Raw genomic sequence first — 17,461 nt, 5'->3', positions numbered from 1 at the left:
CCCGGCCGCCGAAATGGCGGCCGACGGCTTTTTTCGGATCGCCTTGGGCGTTGAATACAAAGGCTCGCGCTACCGTGGCTGGCAGCGCCAGGCATCCGGTGTATTGACGGTGCAGGAAACCCTCGAAAATGCGCTGTCCAAAGTCGCCGACTCGCCCGTGTCGTTGCATTGCGCCGGCCGGACCGATGCCGGCGTGCATGCCTGCGGCCAGGTGGTGCATTTCGACACCCAGGTCGAACGCTCGATGAAAGCCTGGGTCATGGGCGCCAACATCAACTTGCCCCATGACGTCAGCGTCAGTTGGGCCAAGGTGATGCCGGCGCATTTCCATGCCCGCTTCAAAGCCATCGCCCGGCGTTATCGCTACGTGATCTACAACGATCAGATCCGTCCGGCGCACCTGAACGAAGAAATCACCTGGAACCACCGCCCGCTGGACGTCGAGCGCATGGCCGAAGCCGCGCAATACCTGGTCGGTGTCCACGATTTCAGCGCATTCCGCGCGGGCCAGTGCCAGGCCAAGTCGCCGATCAAGGAGCTGCATCACCTGCGCGTGACCCGGCACGGCAAGATGATCGTGCTCGACATCCGCGCCAGCGCCTTCCTGCATCACATGGTGCGCAACATTGCCGGGGTGCTGATGACCATTGGCGCTGGCGAGCGACCGGTGGAGTGGATCAAGGAAGTGCTCGACAGTCGCGTCCGCCGTTCCGGCGGCGTCACGGCGCATCCGTTTGGCCTGTACCTGGTACAGGTGGAATATCGCGATGAATTCGAGCTGCCGGAGCGTTACATCGGGCCACATTTCCTCACCGGCTTCTCGGAACTCGACGGCTGACGCCCTCCGCAGCATTTGTTACCATCCGGGACTTTCACGGATTTGCCTGAGGTTTTAGCCGCCATGCCCGTCGTTCGCAGCAAGATTTGCGGGATCACCCGCGTCGAGGACGCGTTGGCGGCGGTCGAGGCCGGGGCCGATGCCATCGGGCTGGTGTTCTACGCCAAGAGCCCGCGGGCGGTGACGGTGCAGCAGGCGCGGGCGATCGTCCAGGCCTTGCCGCCGTTCGTGACACCCGTAGGGTTGTTCGTCAATGCCAGTCGTTGCGAGCTGGGCGAGATCCTCGATGCCGTGCCGCTGGGCTTGTTGCAGTTCCATGGCGACGAAACCCCGGCCGATTGCGAAGGCTGGCATCGTCCGTATATCAAGGCGTTGCGGGTCAAGGCCGGTGACGACATCGCCGCCGGTTGCGCAGCCTTTGCCGGTGCCAGCGGCATCTTGCTGGACACCTATGTGGAAGGCGTGCCCGGCGGTACCGGCGAAGCATTCGACTGGTCGCTGGTGCCACGAGGCCTGAGCAAGCCGATCATCCTGGCCGGTGGCCTGACGGCGGAGAACGTCGCCGCGGCCATTCGCCAGGTTCGCCCCTACGCGGTGGATGTGAGCGGCGGGGTGGAGCAGGGCAAGGGCATCAAGGATCCGGCAAAGATTCGTGCGTTCATGGCTGCTGTTCGCAACAGCCAGTAGTCAATGTGACGGCTGGCAGACTGCCGCCGTCCATACCTGCACTGTACAAAGCAGGCAGGCGCCGCCTCCGGGTGGGCCGATAGCGTAGGGGCAACCGCAGTGCAGCGGTTGCCGGGATGGTTGAGGGGATTGGGCTGCACGCAGGTCATGTTTCGCGCTGACCGTGGTGGCCGTTCGACCCTCGCCGCACAATGAATTTAGCTCAAGGGCATACGCGGGGCCGCGAACCAGAGCGTTCGGGCCGCCGGTACTGGAGAAAGAAAGCATGAGCAACTGGTTGGTAGACAAACTGATCCCTTCGATCATGCGTTCCGAGGTGAAGAAAAGCTCGGTGCCTGAAGGTCTGTGGCACAAATGTCCATCCTGCGAGGCGGTGCTGTACCGTCCCGAGCTGGAAAAGACCCTGGACGTTTGCCCCAAGTGCAACCACCACATGCGCATCGGCGCGCGTGCCCGTATCGATATTTTCCTGGACGCAGAAGGCCGCGTGGAGCTGGGCGCCGACCTCGAGCCGGTGGATCGCCTGAAATTCCGCGACGGCAAGAAATACAAGGATCGCCTGACCGCTGCCCAGAAGCAGACCGGTGAAAAAGACGCCCTGGTGTCCATGAGCGGCACCTTGCTGGGCATGCCGGTGGTGGTCTCGGCCTTCGAATTCTCCTTCATGGGCGGTTCCATGGGCGCCATCGTCGGTGAGCGTTTCGTTCGCGCCGCCAACCATGCCCTGGAAAACCGTTGCCCGATGATCTGCTTCGCCGCTTCCGGCGGTGCGCGGATGCAGGAAGCGCTGATCTCCCTGATGCAAATGGCCAAGACCTCCGCGGTGCTGGCGCGTCTGCGTGAAGAAGGCATTCCGTTCATCTCGGTGCTGACCGACCCGGTCTACGGCGGTGTTTCCGCGAGCCTGGCCATGCTGGGCGACGTCATCGTCGGCGAGCCGAAAGCCCTGATCGGCTTCGCCGGCCCGCGTGTGATCGAGCAGACCGTACGTGAAAAACTGCCGGAAGGCTTCCAGCGCAGTGAGTTCCTGCTGGAGCACGGCGCCATCGACATGATCATCCATCGCCAGGAGCTGCGTCCGCGCCTGGGCAATCTGCTGGCGCAACTGATGGGCCTGCCGACGCCGACATTCGTCGCCGCACCGATCGAGCCGATCGTGGTTCCGCCAGTGCCTGCCGGGCTATGACCCAACGCACCCTGGGCGACTGGCTTGTCTACCTCGAGCAGTTGCATCCATCGGTCATCGACATGGGGCTGGAGCGCTCGCAATCGGTAGCGTCCCGCATGGGACTGGCCAAGCCGGCACCCCGGGTCATCACTGTCACCGGCACCAATGGCAAGGGTTCGACCTGCGCCTTCGTGGCCTCGCTGCTGCGGGCCCAGGGGCTGAGCGTCGGTGTCTACAGCTCGCCGCACCTGCTGCGCTACAACGAGCGGGTGCAAGTGAACGGCGTCGAAGCCACTGACGCCCAGCTGTGCGAAGCCTTTGCCGCGGTGGAAGCCGGGCGAGGCGATACAACCCTCACGTATTTCGAGATGGGCACCCTGGCGGCGTTCTGGTTGTTTGCCCGTGCCGGTCTCGATGCGGTCGTGCTGGAAGTCGGCCTGGGCGGGCGGCTGGATACGGTCAACCTGGTGGACGCCGACATTGCACTGGTCACCAGCATTGGCGTGGACCATGCCGATTACCTGGGCGATACCCGCGAATCCGTGGCCTTCGAGAAGGCCGGCATCTTCCGCCAGGGCGCGCCTGCGCTGTGTGGCGATCTCAATCCTCCCCAGCCATTGCTGGACAAGGTTCGCGAACTGAGCTGCCCGTTCTTTCTGCGGGGTCGGGACTTCGACCTGGCGATGACCGAGCAGCATTGGCAATGGCGCGGCAGCGACCTGCGTGGCAATCCGGTGGAGTTGCGCGACCTGCCGCTGCTGGACCTGCCGATGGAAAACGCTGCACTGGCGCTCCAGGCCTACTTGTTGCTGGGCTTGCCCTGGGAAGCCGGGCAAATCGTCCAGGCGTTGCAGGCGACCCGTGTGGTCGGGCGCCTCGACCGCCGTCAGTTCGATTGGCAAGGCAAACGCCTGAACCTGTTGCTGGACGTCGGTCATAACCCCCATGCGGCGCAGTACCTGGCCGAGCGCCTGGCGCGGCGGCCCGTGGCAGGGCGGCGTCTGGCGGTGTTCGGGCTGCTGGCCGACAAGGATCTGGATGGCGTTGTCCAGGCGTTGGATGCTAGTGTCCAGCACTGGGCGGTAACGCCGCTGGATTCGCCGCGCTCGCGTACGGCGGTTGAGCTGCAGGAGGCCTTGCAGCGTCACGGTGCTTCAGTGCATGCCTACGCCAGTGTGGCCGCCGCCCTGGAAGGGCAGTGCGCCCTGGCGACGGCCGATGATGAAATCCTGCTGTTCGGATCATTTTTTTGTGTTGCCGAGGCCCTTCAATGGTTGGCCCGGCGCTCCACGGAGGAAGCTGCAGATGGCATTGCTGGATAAAGCGTATAAGCAGCGCATGGTCGGGGCCCTGGTGTTGGTGGCCCTGGCGGTGATTTTCCTGCCGATGCTGTTTTCCCGCCAGGACGAGCAGCGCCAGGTCACGGTCGACGCGCCAGCCGCTCCCCAGGCGCCTTCGGTGCCGCCTGTGCAGGTCGAGCCGGTGGCTGTGCCCGAGCCCCAGACGTTGCCTCAGGAACCGGTGCCAAGCGACGAGGAGCTGGCTGAGCAACCTGTTGCGCCCTCCACGCCGATTGCACCGGCGCCTGCCACGCCGGCTCCCGCCGCACCGAGCAAACCGGCTGTCGCACCCGTGCCTGTTCCAGCGGCTCCGGCGATCAAGCCGGCCCCGAGCCAGCCGATCACCGCCGCCCCGGCCAAGCCGGACACGACCCAGAGTCGTGTGGATGCCAATGGCCTGTCGGTCAGTTGGTCGGTGCAACTGGCCAGCCTGACCAGTCGCGAAAGTGCCGAGAACTTGCAGAAAACCTTGCGCAGCCAGGGCTATAACGCCTACATCCGTTCCGCCGATGGCAAGAATCGGGTGTTTGTCGGTCCGCTGATCGAGCGCGCCGAGGCCGACCGCCTGCGTGACCTGCTCAGCCGCCAGCAAAACCTCAAGGGGTTCGTCGTGCGCTTCCAGCCAGAGCGTGGTTGACAGCGATTTAGCTGATTTGAATCACGCAGCTTACCGACAGCCCTGGGCTCTGCTAAAATGCGCCGCCTTATCCGTCTGTAGGCTGCACCGTGCCATTTACCTGGGTTGACTGGGCGATCGTTGCGATCGTCGCCATCTCCGCATTGATCAGTCTGAGCCGCGGCTTCGTCAAGGAAGCCCTCTCGCTGCTGACCTGGATCATCGCGGGAGTCGTAGCCTGGATGTTTGGTGGTTCGCTGTCCCAGTACCTCGCCGGATACATCGAAACTCCCTCGGCCCGCGTGATCGCGGGCTGTGCCATCTTGTTTATCGCCACCTTGCTGGTTGGCGCAATGATCAATTATCTGATCGGCGAACTGATTCGCGTCACCGGGCTTTCCGGGACGGACCGGTTCCTGGGCATGGCCTTTGGCGCGGCGCGTGGCGCGTTGCTGGTGGTCGTGGCCGTCGGGCTCTTGAGCCTGGGGCCGGTGCAGCAGGATACGTGGTGGCAGGAGTCCCGGCTCGTGCCACAATTTCTATTGGTCGCAGACTGGTCCAAAAACCTGATCCTGGGTTGGAGCAGTCAGTGGCTTGCCAGCGGTATCAGCGTACCCGCTGAAATACCGTTCAAGGAACACCTCTTGCCGACGGCCAAAACGCCGCAGTGAGTGTTGTTCAGTTCAGATCCATTAAGTAGGGGTTGCGTCGCATGTGTGGCATCGTCGGTATCGTCGGTAAGTCGAACGTCAATCAGGCGCTGTATGACGCGCTAACCGTGCTCCAGCACCGCGGCCAGGACGCTGCCGGTATCGTGACCAGCCATGACGGCCGGTTATTCCTGCGCAAGGACAACGGCCTGGTGCGTGACGTGTTCCACCAACGTCACATGCAGCGCCTGGTCGGTCACATGGGTATCGGCCACGTGCGCTACCCGACCGCGGGCAGCTCGACGTCGGCTGAAGCCCAGCCGTTCTATGTCAACTCGCCTTACGGCATCACCCTGGCGCACAACGGCAACCTGACCAACGTCGAGCAACTGGCCAAGGAGATCTACGAATCTGACTTGCGCCACGTCAACACCAGTTCCGACTCGGAAGTGATGCTCAACGTGTTTGCCCATGAGCTGGCCCAGCGCGGCAAGCTGCAGCCTACCGAAGAAGACGTGTTCGCCGCCGTGACCGACGTGCACAACCGTTGCGTGGGTGGCTACGCGGTGGTGGCGATGATCACCGGCTACGGCATCGTCGGTTTCCGCGACCCGCATGGCATCCGCCCGATCGTGTTCGGCCAGCGTCACACCGACGAAGGCGTCGAGTACATGATCGCTTCCGAAAGCGTGTCCCTGGACGTGCTGGGCTTCACCCTGATTCGCGACCTGGCTCCGGGCGAAGCGGTCTACATCACTGAAGACGGCAAGCTGCACACCCGTCAGTGCGCGACCAACCCGTCCCTGACCCCGTGCATCTTCGAACACGTCTACCTGGCGCGTCCGGACTCGATCATCGACGGTATCTCGGTCTACAAGGCGCGCCTGCGCATGGGCGAGAAACTCGCCGACAAGATCCTGCGCGAGCGTCCGGAGCACGACATCGACGTGGTCATCCCGATCCCGGACACCAGCCGTACCGCCGCCCTGGAGCTGGCGAACCACCTGGGCGTCAAGTTCCGCGAAGGCTTCGTGAAGAACCGCTACATTGGCCGGACTTTCATCATGCCGGGCCAGGCCGCACGGAAAAAATCCGTACGCCAGAAGCTCAACGCCATCGAACTGGAATTCCGCGGCAAGAACGTGATGCTGGTGGACGACTCCATCGTCCGTGGCACCACTTGCAAGCAGATCATCCAGATGGCCCGTGAAGCCGGCGCCAAGAACGTGTATTTCTGCTCCGCGGCCCCGGCCGTGCGCTACCCGAACGTCTACGGCATCGATATGCCGAGTGCCCATGAGCTGATCGCTCATAACCGCACCACCCAAGACGTGGCCGACCTGATCGGCGCCGACTGGCTGATCTACCAGGACCTGCCGGACCTGATCGAAGCGGTGGGCGGCGGCAAAATCAAGATCGAACAGTTCGATTGCGCGGTATTCGATGGCAAGTACGTCACCGGCGATATCGACGATGCGTACTTGAACAAGATCGAGAACGCGCGTAACGATGCGTCCAAGGCCAAGACCCAGGCGGTCAGTGCGATCATCGATCTGTACAACAACTGAGTACGAACCGGCCCCGAGGGGCCGGTTTGCGTTTAACCGATTAAGGAGTGGCAGCATGAGTCAGGATTGGGATGCCGGTCGGCTGGACAGCGACCTTGAAGGCGTAGCGTTCGATACCCTGGCGGTTCGCGCGGGTCAGCACCGTACACCGGAAGCCGAACATGGCGATCCGATGTTCTTTACCTCCAGTTACGTGTTTCGCACGGCTGCCGACGCTGCGGCGCGGTTTGCTGGCGAGGTGCCGGGCAACGTCTACTCGCGCTACACCAACCCGACCGTGCGGGCGTTCGAGGAGCGTATCGCCGCCCTGGAAGGCGCCGAGCAAGCCGTAGCGACCGCCACCGGCATGGCTGCGATCATGGCCGTGGTGATGAGTCTGTGCAGCGCCGGCGACCACGTGCTGGTGTCGCGCAGCGTCTTCGGTTCGACCATCAGCCTCTTCGAAAAGTACTTCAAGCGTTTCGGCGTGGAAGTCGACTACGTGCCCCTGGCGGACCTGTCCGGTTGGGATGCGGCAATCAAGGCCAATACCAAGCTGCTCTTCGTCGAGTCGCCTTCCAACCCTCTGGCCGAACTGGTGGACATCGCTGCGTTGGCGGAAATCGCTCACGCCAAGGGCGCCATGCTGGTGGTCGATAACTGCTTCTGCACCCCGGCGCTGCAACAACCGCTGAAGCTGGGCGCGGATGTGGTGGTGCATTCGGCGACCAAGTTCATCGACGGCCAGGGCCGTTGCATGGGGGGCGTAGTGGCCGGTCGTGGCGAGCAGATGAAAGAGGTGGTGGGCTTCTTGCGCACCGCAGGCCCGACCCTCAGCCCGTTCAACGCCTGGATCTTCCTCAAGGGCCTGGAAACCCTCGGCCTGCGCATGAAGGCCCATTGCGCCAATGCCCAAGCACTGGCCGAGTGGCTGGAGCAGCAGGACGGCATCGAGAAAGTGCATTACGCCGGCCTCAAGAGCCATCCGCAACATGACCTGGCCTTGCGTCAGCAGCGCGGTTTCGGTGCGGTGGTGAGCTTCGAGGTCAAGGGAGGCAAGGAGGGCGCCTGGCGCTTCATTGACGCGACCCGATTGATTTCCATCACGGCCAACCTGGGTGACAGCAAAACCACTATCACCCACCCGAGCACCACGTCCCACGGGCGCCTGTCGCCTCAGGAACGCGAGTCGGCGGGTATTCGTGACAGCCTGATCCGCGTCGCGGTCGGCCTGGAAGACATCGCGGACCTGCAAGCCGACCTGGCCCGCGGGTTGGCGGCCTTGTGATTGAGCTGGCTGCGCCGCCGAGCGGCACTCATGGCCGGGTTGCACTGGTCACGGGCGCCGCGCGGGGCATCGGCCTGGGCATTGCTGCCTGGCTGATCTGTGAAGGCTGGCAGGTGGTGCTGACCGACCTGGACCGCGAGCGCGGCTCCAAGGTGGCGAAGACCTTGGGCGATCATGCCTGGTTCATCGCCATGGACGTGGCGGACGAGGCGCAGGTCGCCACCGGGATCGCCGAGGTGCTCGGGCAGTTCGGGCGGCTCGACGCGCTGGTGTGCAACGCGGCCATCGCCGACCCGCACAACATCACCCTGGAAAGCCTCGACCTGGCTTACTGGAATCGGGTCCTGGCAGTGAACCTGGGCGGGCCGATGCTGCTGGCCAAGCACTGCGCGCCGTATCTGCGCGCTCACAACGGTGCCATCGTCAACCTGGCCTCGACCCGCGCCGCGCAATCGGAACCCGACACCGAAGCCTATGCAGCGAGCAAGGGCGGCCTGCTGGCCCTGACCCATGCCCTGGCAATCAGCTTGGGACCGGAGATCCGGGTCAACGCCGTCAGCCCTGGCTGGATCGACGCGCGCGATCCTTCCCAGCGTCGCGCACAGCCGCTGACCGACGCCGATCACGCCCAGCATCCTGCTGGCAGGGTCGGCACGGTAGAGGACGTGGCGGCGATGGTGGCGTGGCTGTTGTCGCGCAATGCCGGTTTTGTCACGGGGCAGGAGTTCGTGGTGGACGGTGGCATGACCAAGAAAATGATTTATGAGTGAGGGTGGTTGCAGGTGCCGTTTGAAACTGTTTTGAAAAAACTTCAACCCTGCTATTGACTTAGCTTCGGTACCTGCGTAAATTTCGCGGCCTCAACGAAGCAAAGGGTGATTAGCTCAGCTGGGAGAGCGTCTGCCTTACAAGCAGAATGTCGGCGGTTCGATCCCGTCATCACCCACCATGTTTTACGAGAGTTTTGCGAAAGCAAAACGGAAGCTGTCAAAAGCCTCCACCGACGCGCAGCGGTAGTTCAGTCGGTTAGAATACCGGCCTGTCACGCCGGGGGTCGCGGGTTCGAGTCCCGTCCGCTGCGCCATATTTTCCGAAGCAGGTTCGCCTGGTTCGAGATTGAAGCCCAAGGGTTTTGATCAGACGAGTTAACTGGACGCAAGTCCATAGCGATACGCAGCGGTAGTTCAGTCGGTTAGAATACCGGCCTGTCACGCCGGGGGTCGCGGGTTCGAGTCCCGTCCGCTGCGCCATATCTGCTTCGAGGCCCACTGAACGCCTTGAAGCTAAGAAGAAAGCTGCAAAGCTACTTCTAGTCGATAGCAAAGACCCTGGTCGAAAGACCGGGGTTTTTTGTTTTTGGCGAAATGATATTGGGCCAAGCCCGTGGCGAGGGAGCTTGCTGTGGCGAGGGGATTTATCCCCGCAGGGCTGCGAAGCAGCCCTTATTGTTGGCAGCTTCAGAACCCCAATTTATCCCGCAACCCGTAATACCAGGCACCCATCGCCGCAAACGGCGTACGCAACAACTGACCGCCGGGGAAAGGGTAGTGAGGCAGGTCGGCAAACGCATCAAAACGCTCAGCCTGACCACGCAGCGCCTCGGCCAGAACCTTGCCCGCCAGGTGCGTGTACGTCACGCCATGGCCGCTGCAGCCCTGGGAATAATAAATGTTATCCCCCAGTCGCCCGACCTGCGGAAGACGCGACAGCGTCAGCAGGAAATTTCCGGTCCAGGCGTAATCGATCTTCACGTCCTTGAGCTGCGGGAATGCCTTGAGCATCTTCGGCCGAATGATCGCCTCAATGTTCGCCGGATCCCTCGCGCCATACACCACGCCGCCCCCGAAGATCAGGCGCTTGTCGCCCGTCAGTCGGTAGTAATCGAGCAAGTAGTTGCAGTCTTCGACGCAATAATCCTGAGGCAGCAGGCTATGAGCCAGCTCGTCGCCCAGGGGCTCGGTGGCAATCACCTGGGTGCCGCAAGGCATGGACTTGGCCGCCAACTCCGGGACCAGATTACCCAGGTAGGCATTGCCCGCCACGATAATGAACTTGGCCCTGACCTTGCCTTGTGGGGTATGCACAACCGGGCTGGCGCCACGCTCGATGCGCACCGCTGGCGACTGTTCATAAATCACGCCACCCAGCGACTCCACCGCAGCCGCTTCGCCCAGCGCCAGGTTGAGCGGATGAATATGCCCACCGCTCATGTCCAGCATACCGCCCACATACTCCTCGCAAGCCACCACCTCGCGAATACGCCGCTGATCCAGCAGCTCCAGCTGGGTATGACCGAAACGCTCCCATAAACGCTTCTGCGACTCCAGGTGGCCCATCTGTTTAGCGGTGAGGGCGGCGAATACACCGCCGTCCTTCAAATCACACTGAATCTGATACTTCGCCACCCGCTCGCGAATGATCCGCCCACCCTCAAACGCCATATTGCCCAGCAACTGCGCCTGCTGAGGACCGACGCTGCGCTCGATCACATCGATGTCGCGGCTATAACTGTTAACGATCTGCCCGCCGTTACGACCCGAAGCCCCAAAGCCCACCTTCGCCGCCTCAAGGACCGTGACCTTGAAACCGTTCTCCAGCAAAAACAGCGCAGAGGACAGGCCGGTGTAACCAGCGCCGATCACGCAAACATCCGTCTCGACGTCATCCTGCAGGGCAGGGCGCGGAGGAACCGGGTTGGCCGACGCGGCGTAATAAGACTCTGGATACGGTGTGTTCGCCATTCTGGAACCTCTGTTTTATATTTTTTACGAATGCAGCGATCCTACCCGAGATAAAAATCGGCCGCCAGCCACCCCTTGAATCTTCGTCGTATTGGTGAAATTAAATATTTTGCATATTCATAGGGTTAGGTGAAAAAAAGGTATTGACACCCCTTTGGAATTCCGTAGAATGCCGCCTCACAGCAGGCACGTAGCTCAGTTGGTTAGAGCACCACCTTGACATGGTGGGGGTCGTTGGTTCGAGTCCAATCGCGCCTACCAAACAAAATCCGCTCTGCTGGGCGGTCTAGAAGGGGTTCACCGAGAGGTGAGCCCCTTTTTGCTTGCACATAAGGACATGGTCATGCGGGTTGTCACTTCCGTAACTTTTCTTTCTATAGCACTTGCTGGTTGTGCTGGAATACCTTCAGTTCCATACGAAGAGCCTACTCAATCGGAAGGGATAGCGCGTGTTCGCGTTATCACGAACTCCGATGTGTATGGAGATAGCATCGTCGGCAGTTGTGCTCCTGCTACCCGGCATAAGATGGCTGAAGCCGGACGTTTTGGGCAGGACGGTACGGCGAGCATCAACTATCCGCAGTATCCCCTGAAGTCGGCGAGCATCGGCATACCGAAAAGAGTTTGGCCCAGTCTTATCCAGTACACCCCTGCAATTCGGATGGGGGAAGGGGCTTACAAAGAGGTCGTAACCGAGTATCGCGTCAGAACGGATCTGCCATTCCAAATTGCAACCCGGGGCGCGACTATCGCGGGCAGTGGCAGCTCTTACCGGTCCTGTGATGGTCATGCGCTCGTTTACAAGCTGGAACCAGGAAAAGACTACGAAGCTGTGGTGGGGGTGGATAGCAGGCCAAGCAAAGATGGCGAGCAAGCGCTTATTTGCATGTTGGCGGTTCTCGAAGTTACCACTTTGCCTGGTACTTCGATTGTGATTCCCCAAAAGTTGACGCCTGCTGCGCCTCCGCAGGTGGCCTGTAAAAACTAAGAAAACCAGGGCCGGCCATGATTGTGAGAGCCAAGTAAGTTATTTCAAATCGTGGTCTGTCCCTGAGGAATCCCGATTCTTGGCCGAATCGTAGACGCTGCTTCGTTCCCGCTTGCCGACGGCCAGCACCAAGATGACAATCCGTTCATCCTCAACGCGGTACACAAGTCGGTAGCCGGCGCCGCGCAATTTGATCTTGTAGCAATCCTTCATGCCGTGAAGTGCATCGCCTGGCACTCGTGGCCCGGCCTGCCGTTCCTGGAGCTTTCGCAAGAACTGGAGGCGGATGGTGCCGTCGAGCTTTCGCAGTTCTTTCAGCGCCTTCGGATCCCACTCGACTTCGTACTCAACGGCCATTGGCGATATCTGCCTCGGCCTCGCCAATGAGATCGTCGAGAGATACTCGAACAGGTGTCTCGTTGGCGTCGAGTCGTGACTTGACCAAATGAACCAGTTCCAGTTCATCCAAGCGCTCAACCATCGCCTCGTAGACGTTGGCAGGGACCATGTAACCCATGACCCGGTTGTGGTTCAGCACGGCCACGGGCAACCCGTTGGCGTTGCTCAAGACTGAAGACGGATTCTTCTTCAGTTCAGATACGCTGACAGCCACGTCAGCCAGAATATTTTGCATAAATAAGACTCCTATATAGGCCTTTATTTTGGTCTTTTTATTTTGGGGTGGCAAGCGCTCTGGATCCGGATTTCACGCTCAAGTCCGTTCAATGCACTGAAAGCGTGAGCCTGGTGCCGGCCTGTTTCGTCTTAGGATGGCGGCAGGGCCACGGCCATTTCTTCGAAACCTGTTTCTTCCTTCCCCAGATAAAGGGCGCCTGAAGAAAAAATGGGACACCCATTAGCCGGTCTCAAGTCAAGGCTAAAAGCCAACTCGCCCTGCAGCTTTTAACTGCTGGGTTCCCCCTTATCCCAACCTGCCTGGTTGAACCTGTCGTACCCGTTTTCTCATCACCGGCATCGACTGCATCCCAGCAACCCTGCTCATCGACACCGAAGCGCCTCTGGACGTCCTTTTCGAAACCGCCGATTACCGTATCCGCACGGTTGCTCGATTTCTTGTCCGCGCTTCTTGACGGGCTCGGTAATATCCAGCCATATGAAAGACCTCGCCGGGTTTTCACAAGAAGATTCGTTGCTTTCCTCGGATGGTATCGGCTAACGAAACGTACACCGCTGCGAATAGTGCTCAAGCCCGACGGCCACGTTGCTGTTTTTCGCTCGTCCTACAGCAATTACATCGAGTATGAAAACGGGCGCTTGTTAATCGCTCGCCGTGTCGTCGGAAAAAAAGTCAATCAACAGAAACAGCTCGCCTGTGAGCTCGCCGCGTTTCTGGGCGTATTTGCATACGTCGATGATGGCTCTGGACGACTGAAGAGGTTAGCCGGCCAACGGTGAGGTTCCCAGCGCAACCAAGCAAGCGAAGCCCTGCTCAAGGCTCGTACCTACGCATTGCGGGCCAAGTCTTATAAGTTAGCGCTCTGTGAGTGATAACCTGCGAGCTCTTCTATAAGGATGCAGTTATGAAAAGCTGTTCGAGGACGCTCGGAGCAAATCTCGCTAACAGTATAGTGATCCCCGCCGCTTGGGTATCGGGGCTTGCGACGATAGGACTCTTGTGGGGCGTGGTACGGTTTTGGCCCGATCAGTTTACAGTCGAAGGACGTCAGCTCTTCGTGGCTTCCTGTTCTATTTTTTGCCTCGCCATAGGGTACTTGATATGGCGCAAGAGACGAGCAAAAGCACTTGTCGCATCCATCAACCTGAAAGAAGGTCTGAGCCTTGACGATACTCAGCTGCTCGGCTATCCAAGCCCCCTGTTTTTTGTCTTTGACCTTTCCAACAAGAAACTCGCTCAATGCCAAAGCGTCACCGGCGACTATCAAATTCGAGACTTCACGTGGGTAACAGGCTGGCAGTTTGAGTGGCTACGGATTGACAGCCGGGTGTCGGGCGGGGTTATGCAAGTAGTCGATGGGGCAGGCATGAGTGTTCCAGTCGACGAGCTTCGGCGTAGATTCATAAAATTCTCACTGGTTTTGACGGTTGCCGATACAAGTCATCCTCCCCTCCGTTTTCCAATGAACCGGAGCGCAGCTGAAGGGTGGTGTACCCGGTGCAATGTGCTTTTCAAGTGATAACACGAAGCGAATGGGCAACTGGGAGCGTTAATGCCGTACAACTACACGAACGGCCGCTATCTGGTCTTCAAAGGCAATGGCAGCGATGGGGCACCCTTGGGTCGGATTCACCAGGACGGAAAAGTTCGAAATCTCCTGGGTGAGCCGCTGTACTACATAGACATGGACGAACATGCGTTCTGTTCGGTCGATTTTATCTTTCAGGGCAATATACAAAAATGTCGCGGCACGTTTTGTGTGCTCAGCGATAAAACGCTTTTCACATTTTCCGAGATGAAGGTTAAGCCACTGGGAAACGAGACCGAGGAGCAGGCGCTTCACAGGGAGTTCAAGAGGAGGGCGCTAAGTTTGGCAGGGCAGATCGTCCAGGCGAAAAATGAGATGGTGCAGGCACGCTTGGATATGGCCTGGTCCAATTTAAACCCTTTGCGCCGTTTCCGTGCCTTCTTCACTGGCCGAGCCAGCAGGGAGCGAGCATCGCTAGGGTGGCGTTACAGTGGGTTGGATCATGAGTTCAAATCGAAGGCTTTCCCCATCCCCTCATCGTCACTCGCGGCAATGGTCTTGCGGGCTGTGGATGCAAGGGAAGCGCGGGCAGACCACGACTATGAGACGGTCCGATTACACGTGAACTCAAATCGCGGTCTGTCCCCAGCTTTCTGGTTTCCGTCGATTGAGGTGGGTTGTATAGCGGCACTTGCAGCAAGTCCTCTTCGTGGCTCGCGCTGGGAAAGCATCCAGTCAATTTATACTCCGCGTTTTTGCCCGGACACTCGCCAAATTGGTCGGAACTTATATGAAAAAAGTGATTTTGGCATTCTCGCTGGTCACACTGGCAGCCTGCATGCCTTATCAATCAGTGACCTCGCCAGATCCAAACTGGATGCGTCTGGGGGGAGATGAGCCTGAAGGTTATCCAAGGACGTTTGTCGAGAACCTGAGCGGCAATTGCGCTCTGGTTACCGAGTCGTGGTCTGATGGGAGAATCAATGGTCGTCTTCTGTGGACCAAGAAGCAGTCTCGAAAGGCTGTTACCTGTCCATAGGCGGATGTGTAAGGGCTGATTTCGCCGGGAAGAAGGGACAAGCCACGATCATGCGGCGGATTAATTACAGGTGAATTCAAATCATGGTTTGTTCCCGGTTTCACGTTCTGGCGTGTGATGTAATCGCGTCGAAGCTGATGAAGCAACGTCCCGAAGAAGGGTTAATCAATGCCAAAGAAACCTCAGGAAAGCAAAGCAGCGACTGCAGCTGAAATCGAGCGCTCTATCCAAGCACTGAACAAAATGGCTGAACGCCTCTGGGGTGATGGTCGGGAAGCAGAAGCGAAGGCCCTGCTCGATGCTTTGGATGCTTTAAACAGAGCGCTCGACAGGATCAGGATTGGAGAGAGCCGCAGGGTTCTTCATTGAGAGGAAAGGGGGCAACAGGTAATGCCTGGAAGGTGCTTTTAGGCGCGCCGTAGCGCGAAGAACGCTAACAAGCCTACTTGATCCAGCCCATGCCCCAATTTTCCATGACGATAGAAATCAAAGCCTGAATCCAGTGACAACCTGCTTGGTGGGGCCACTGGATGACGTCCCATAACACGCTTGCCAAGCAACGTTAAATTCATTGATTAAACTATAGGTTCCAAGCTCATAGACATCTATGGAGTCCGGGTCAGTCTTGGACTTTCTCATGGGTTGAACAATCATGCCCCGCACTGGAATTCCTGGATTAATCAGCGCAAGCAAGATTTTATTAACCAACTCTTTCTTTGCATATACATCCGAAGTCGATGTGCTTGCCAGGTTTCCGTTGGTTCCAAGTAGGCCGAGCAAGCAATAAAAGACCCAGCGTGTAGACATCTGTCGGCCATAACTGGCATCGCCGAGATGGGCGTCCACACTGCCTTTGCATTCAACTATGAGGTACTCCTCGACCGCGCCGGTCTGCAAATTTCGCTTGACCCATATCTGGTCTATTCCATTGGTTCGCCCTGATGAGGCTTTACCTATTTTCAACTGATAGTTAGTACCCATGACGGTTACCATTAGTTTGGCTGCGCCATACTCTCCTCTGTTCTCCGATGCGTAGTGTTTGGCATTTGAATCTCTTAGGTTTACATAATGGTTATTAAGTCTATTGCCGGATTTTACGTCGTTCCTGCGGAATTTTAACCAGCCGCAAACCTCGGAATACGCGACTGGATCTTTAGATAAGTCAGATAAACACAGTTTTATATTTGGGTCGTTAGGGCCGAGTAGGTGGAAATTTTTACAGAAGTAATCGCTGGCATTCTTTGATACGGGATTGGAGAAGTTGAAATTTGGCTGAATAGAGCTGCCCGAGGTGAAGTAAGCATCGGCGTTCAAGGCTTTTTTTATTTGTTGAACATCATCTGTGTCGAGGAGAACTAATTGATCGGTACGCCAAGTGGCGTATTGTGCGTGAGGGTTATAGGGAATGCAGTGCCTGTTTTGGAGCTGATGGATTGCCACGCTCTCTTGGCGAGAAGAACTCAGGTAGAACCCACCTAATTGACCGAGCGGGGTAAACGGATAGCCGCCACTATGGATGGCTGGAGACGGATTGTTGGCTTTAGGTCCGCCAAAAAATACGCTATTGCGCTCTTGCACGATAATGTTGTTTGGTGCAAGTGATAATATTGTGCTGTTTAGTATTTCACTGGGGTCGTAGCTATTAAGATAGTTCATCGGATTTCATTCCGAAATTTAATTTTGCATTTTAATATAGTCGAGAAAATGTAATCGTCAAATCGCAATGCGATTATCGGGAAGGGCTTGAGCACGCGTTGCGAACAGATGAATATCAAAAAGCGCAGACTTGGGAATTTGTAGGGGGGCAGGGTCTGTTCCAAGTTTCAAGTGAGCCCTGTCTGAACGTCTGGAGTGTTTGGTCTGTTGCCTGTGGCTGCTCTAGTTTCATTATGAACCGTTGGATGAAGTTCCATTTTGCATAGACACAGCCCTGATCTCTTCGCTGCAGGCAGTCTCGATGATCATTGACCGGTTCCTGCCCAATAAATAGCGCAAATCGAGGGACAGACCCCAGCAGGCGGTGAGCATCGCCTCGTAATGAATTTACCGGCGGTCCGACCCTTTGGAATTACTGCCGCCCGGGGGACTCCATTCATCGAGGAATGTGTATTCCTCAATAGCGGTGAGCACCGCCCGAGGTAAATGGAATGACGTCGTTCGAAGAATTCAGGGCCACATCCCATGAGCTTCTCAAAGAGTTGGATGCCGCGACGATAAAAATGATGATGCTGGTTTCTGCGAAAGAGGTATCCGGTCCTTTTTGGGAGGATGCTGCCCAGCGGCATCATGACGCTGTAGATGCTTGGCATTCCTTCCTCAATATCCCTACGGATTTCGCGGCGGATCCGCCTCTTTCTTAGATGAACCCGAAATTGTGGTCTGCCATCTACTTTC

General features: G+C 58.5%; 18 protein-coding genes and 4 tRNA genes. 18 read left to right on the top strand and 4 right to left on the bottom strand.

Annotated elements, in window-relative coordinates:
• The first annotated feature begins 13 nt into the window (after positions 1 to 13).
• The 12 genes from truA (at position 14) to ACZ5M5_RS20735 (ending at position 9,384) form a co-directional block, all read left to right on the top strand.
• The gene (truA, locus tag ACZ5M5_RS20790) at positions 14 to 838 is read left to right on the top strand and encodes a tRNA pseudouridine(38-40) synthase TruA (RefSeq protein WP_018610821.1); all 825 of its coding nucleotides are present in this window, start codon (positions 14 to 16) and stop codon (positions 836 to 838) included.
• A 63-nt stretch (positions 839 to 901) separates the two neighbouring features.
• Positions 902 to 1,525, top strand: coding sequence for a phosphoribosylanthranilate isomerase (locus ACZ5M5_RS20785; protein WP_060741444.1), 624 nt, complete (start codon positions 902 to 904; stop codon positions 1,523 to 1,525).
• 265 nt (positions 1,526 to 1,790) lie between these two features.
• On the top strand, positions 1,791 to 2,711 hold the full coding sequence (gene accD / locus ACZ5M5_RS20780; protein ID WP_060741445.1) for an acetyl-CoA carboxylase, carboxyltransferase subunit beta: 921 nt from the start codon (positions 1,791 to 1,793) through the stop codon (positions 2,709 to 2,711).
• Complete coding sequence (gene folC, locus ACZ5M5_RS20775) at positions 2,708 to 4,015, top strand: bifunctional tetrahydrofolate synthase/dihydrofolate synthase (protein ID WP_464737912.1); 1,308 nt, start codon at positions 2,708 to 2,710, stop codon at positions 4,013 to 4,015. Before accD ends, folC begins: the two co-directional genes overlap by 4 nt.
• Positions 3,999 to 4,670, top strand: a complete 672-nt coding sequence (locus ACZ5M5_RS20770; protein WP_464737911.1) for an SPOR domain-containing protein — start codon at positions 3,999 to 4,001, stop codon at positions 4,668 to 4,670. Before folC ends, ACZ5M5_RS20770 begins: the two co-directional genes overlap by 17 nt.
• Positions 4,671 to 4,759: 89 nt before the next feature.
• A complete protein-coding gene (locus ACZ5M5_RS20765; RefSeq protein ID WP_030142022.1) occupies positions 4,760 to 5,320 on the top strand; it encodes a CvpA family protein in 561 nt (186 codons plus the stop codon).
• Between the two features lie 41 nt (positions 5,321 to 5,361).
• Entirely contained in the window at positions 5,362 to 6,867 is a 1,506-nt protein-coding gene (purF, locus tag ACZ5M5_RS20760) for an amidophosphoribosyltransferase (protein ID WP_053123453.1), read from the top strand.
• 55 nt (positions 6,868 to 6,922) lie between these two features.
• Positions 6,923 to 8,134, top strand: coding sequence for an O-succinylhomoserine sulfhydrylase (locus ACZ5M5_RS20755; protein ID WP_464737910.1), 1,212 nt, complete (start codon positions 6,923 to 6,925; stop codon positions 8,132 to 8,134).
• A complete protein-coding gene (locus ACZ5M5_RS20750; protein ID WP_060741449.1) occupies positions 8,131 to 8,904 on the top strand; it encodes an SDR family oxidoreductase in 774 nt (257 codons plus the stop codon). The genes ACZ5M5_RS20755 and ACZ5M5_RS20750 overlap by 4 nt, the downstream gene beginning before the upstream one ends.
• A gap of 103 nt (positions 8,905 to 9,007) precedes the next feature.
• Positions 9,008 to 9,083, top strand: a tRNA-Val gene (locus tag ACZ5M5_RS20745).
• Positions 9,084 to 9,141: 58 nt separating this feature from the next.
• Positions 9,142 to 9,218 (top strand) — tRNA-Asp (locus ACZ5M5_RS20740).
• 89 nt (positions 9,219 to 9,307) lie between these two features.
• A tRNA-Asp gene (locus tag ACZ5M5_RS20735) sits at positions 9,308 to 9,384 on the top strand.
• Positions 9,385 to 9,591: 207 nt separating this feature from the next.
• Here the strand turns inward: ACZ5M5_RS20735 and ACZ5M5_RS20730 are convergent.
• Positions 9,592 to 10,875: an NAD(P)/FAD-dependent oxidoreductase gene (locus ACZ5M5_RS20730; protein ID WP_060741450.1), complete on the bottom strand. Its 1,284-nt coding sequence runs from the start codon at positions 10,873 to 10,875 to the stop codon at positions 9,592 to 9,594.
• Between the two features lie 184 nt (positions 10,876 to 11,059).
• Between ACZ5M5_RS20730 and ACZ5M5_RS20725 the strand changes: the two genes are divergently transcribed.
• Positions 11,060 to 11,136: transfer RNA gene (locus ACZ5M5_RS20725), tRNA-Val, on the top strand.
• An 82-nt stretch (positions 11,137 to 11,218) separates the two neighbouring features.
• Positions 11,219 to 11,863 carry a hypothetical protein gene (locus ACZ5M5_RS20720; protein ID WP_060741451.1) on the top strand — a complete coding sequence of 215 codons (645 nt, stop codon included), beginning with the start codon at positions 11,219 to 11,221 and terminating at the stop codon, positions 11,861 to 11,863.
• 39 nt (positions 11,864 to 11,902) lie between these two features.
• Here ACZ5M5_RS20720 and ACZ5M5_RS20715 read toward each other — a convergent pair whose 3' ends face one another.
• Entirely contained in the window at positions 11,903 to 12,220 is a 318-nt protein-coding gene (locus ACZ5M5_RS20715) for a type II toxin-antitoxin system RelE family toxin (protein ID WP_060741452.1), read from the bottom strand.
• On the bottom strand, positions 12,210 to 12,497 hold the full coding sequence (locus tag ACZ5M5_RS20710) for a type II toxin-antitoxin system Phd/YefM family antitoxin (protein ID WP_060741453.1): 288 nt from the start codon (positions 12,495 to 12,497) through the stop codon (positions 12,210 to 12,212). Before ACZ5M5_RS20710 ends, ACZ5M5_RS20715 begins: the two co-directional genes overlap by 11 nt.
• 907 nt (positions 12,498 to 13,404) lie before the next feature.
• On the opposite strand from ACZ5M5_RS20710, the gene ACZ5M5_RS20705 reads away from it, so the two are divergent.
• From ACZ5M5_RS20705 to ACZ5M5_RS20695, 3 genes are all read left to right on the top strand, one after another.
• On the top strand, positions 13,405 to 14,019 hold the full coding sequence (locus ACZ5M5_RS20705) for a hypothetical protein (RefSeq protein WP_464737909.1): 615 nt from the start codon (positions 13,405 to 13,407) through the stop codon (positions 14,017 to 14,019).
• A 33-nt stretch (positions 14,020 to 14,052) separates the two neighbouring features.
• Positions 14,053 to 14,925 (top strand): hypothetical protein, encoded by an 873-nt coding sequence (locus ACZ5M5_RS20700; RefSeq protein WP_464737908.1) that lies wholly within the window; start codon positions 14,053 to 14,055, stop codon positions 14,923 to 14,925.
• Positions 14,926 to 15,235: 310 nt separating this feature from the next.
• Entirely contained in the window at positions 15,236 to 15,436 is a 201-nt protein-coding gene (locus tag ACZ5M5_RS20695) for a hypothetical protein (protein WP_103309578.1), read from the top strand.
• A 117-nt stretch (positions 15,437 to 15,553) separates the two neighbouring features.
• Here the strand turns inward: ACZ5M5_RS20695 and ACZ5M5_RS20690 are convergent, their stop codons facing one another.
• Positions 15,554 to 16,723, bottom strand: a complete 1,170-nt coding sequence (locus tag ACZ5M5_RS20690) for a hypothetical protein (protein ID WP_146042643.1) — start codon at positions 16,721 to 16,723, stop codon at positions 15,554 to 15,556.
• A gap of 491 nt (positions 16,724 to 17,214) precedes the next feature.
• Here ACZ5M5_RS20690 and ACZ5M5_RS20685 point away from each other — a divergent pair, with 491 nt between their 5' ends.
• Entirely contained in the window at positions 17,215 to 17,427 is a 213-nt protein-coding gene (locus tag ACZ5M5_RS20685) for a hypothetical protein (RefSeq protein ID WP_060741458.1), read from the top strand.
• Positions 17,428 to 17,461 lie beyond the last annotated feature (34 nt).

It is taken from the genome of Pseudomonas sp. Van50 (assembly GCF_055390755.1).
The sequence above is the reverse complement of the archived record's forward strand: the minus strand, read 5'-3'. Positions and strand labels throughout refer to the sequence as shown.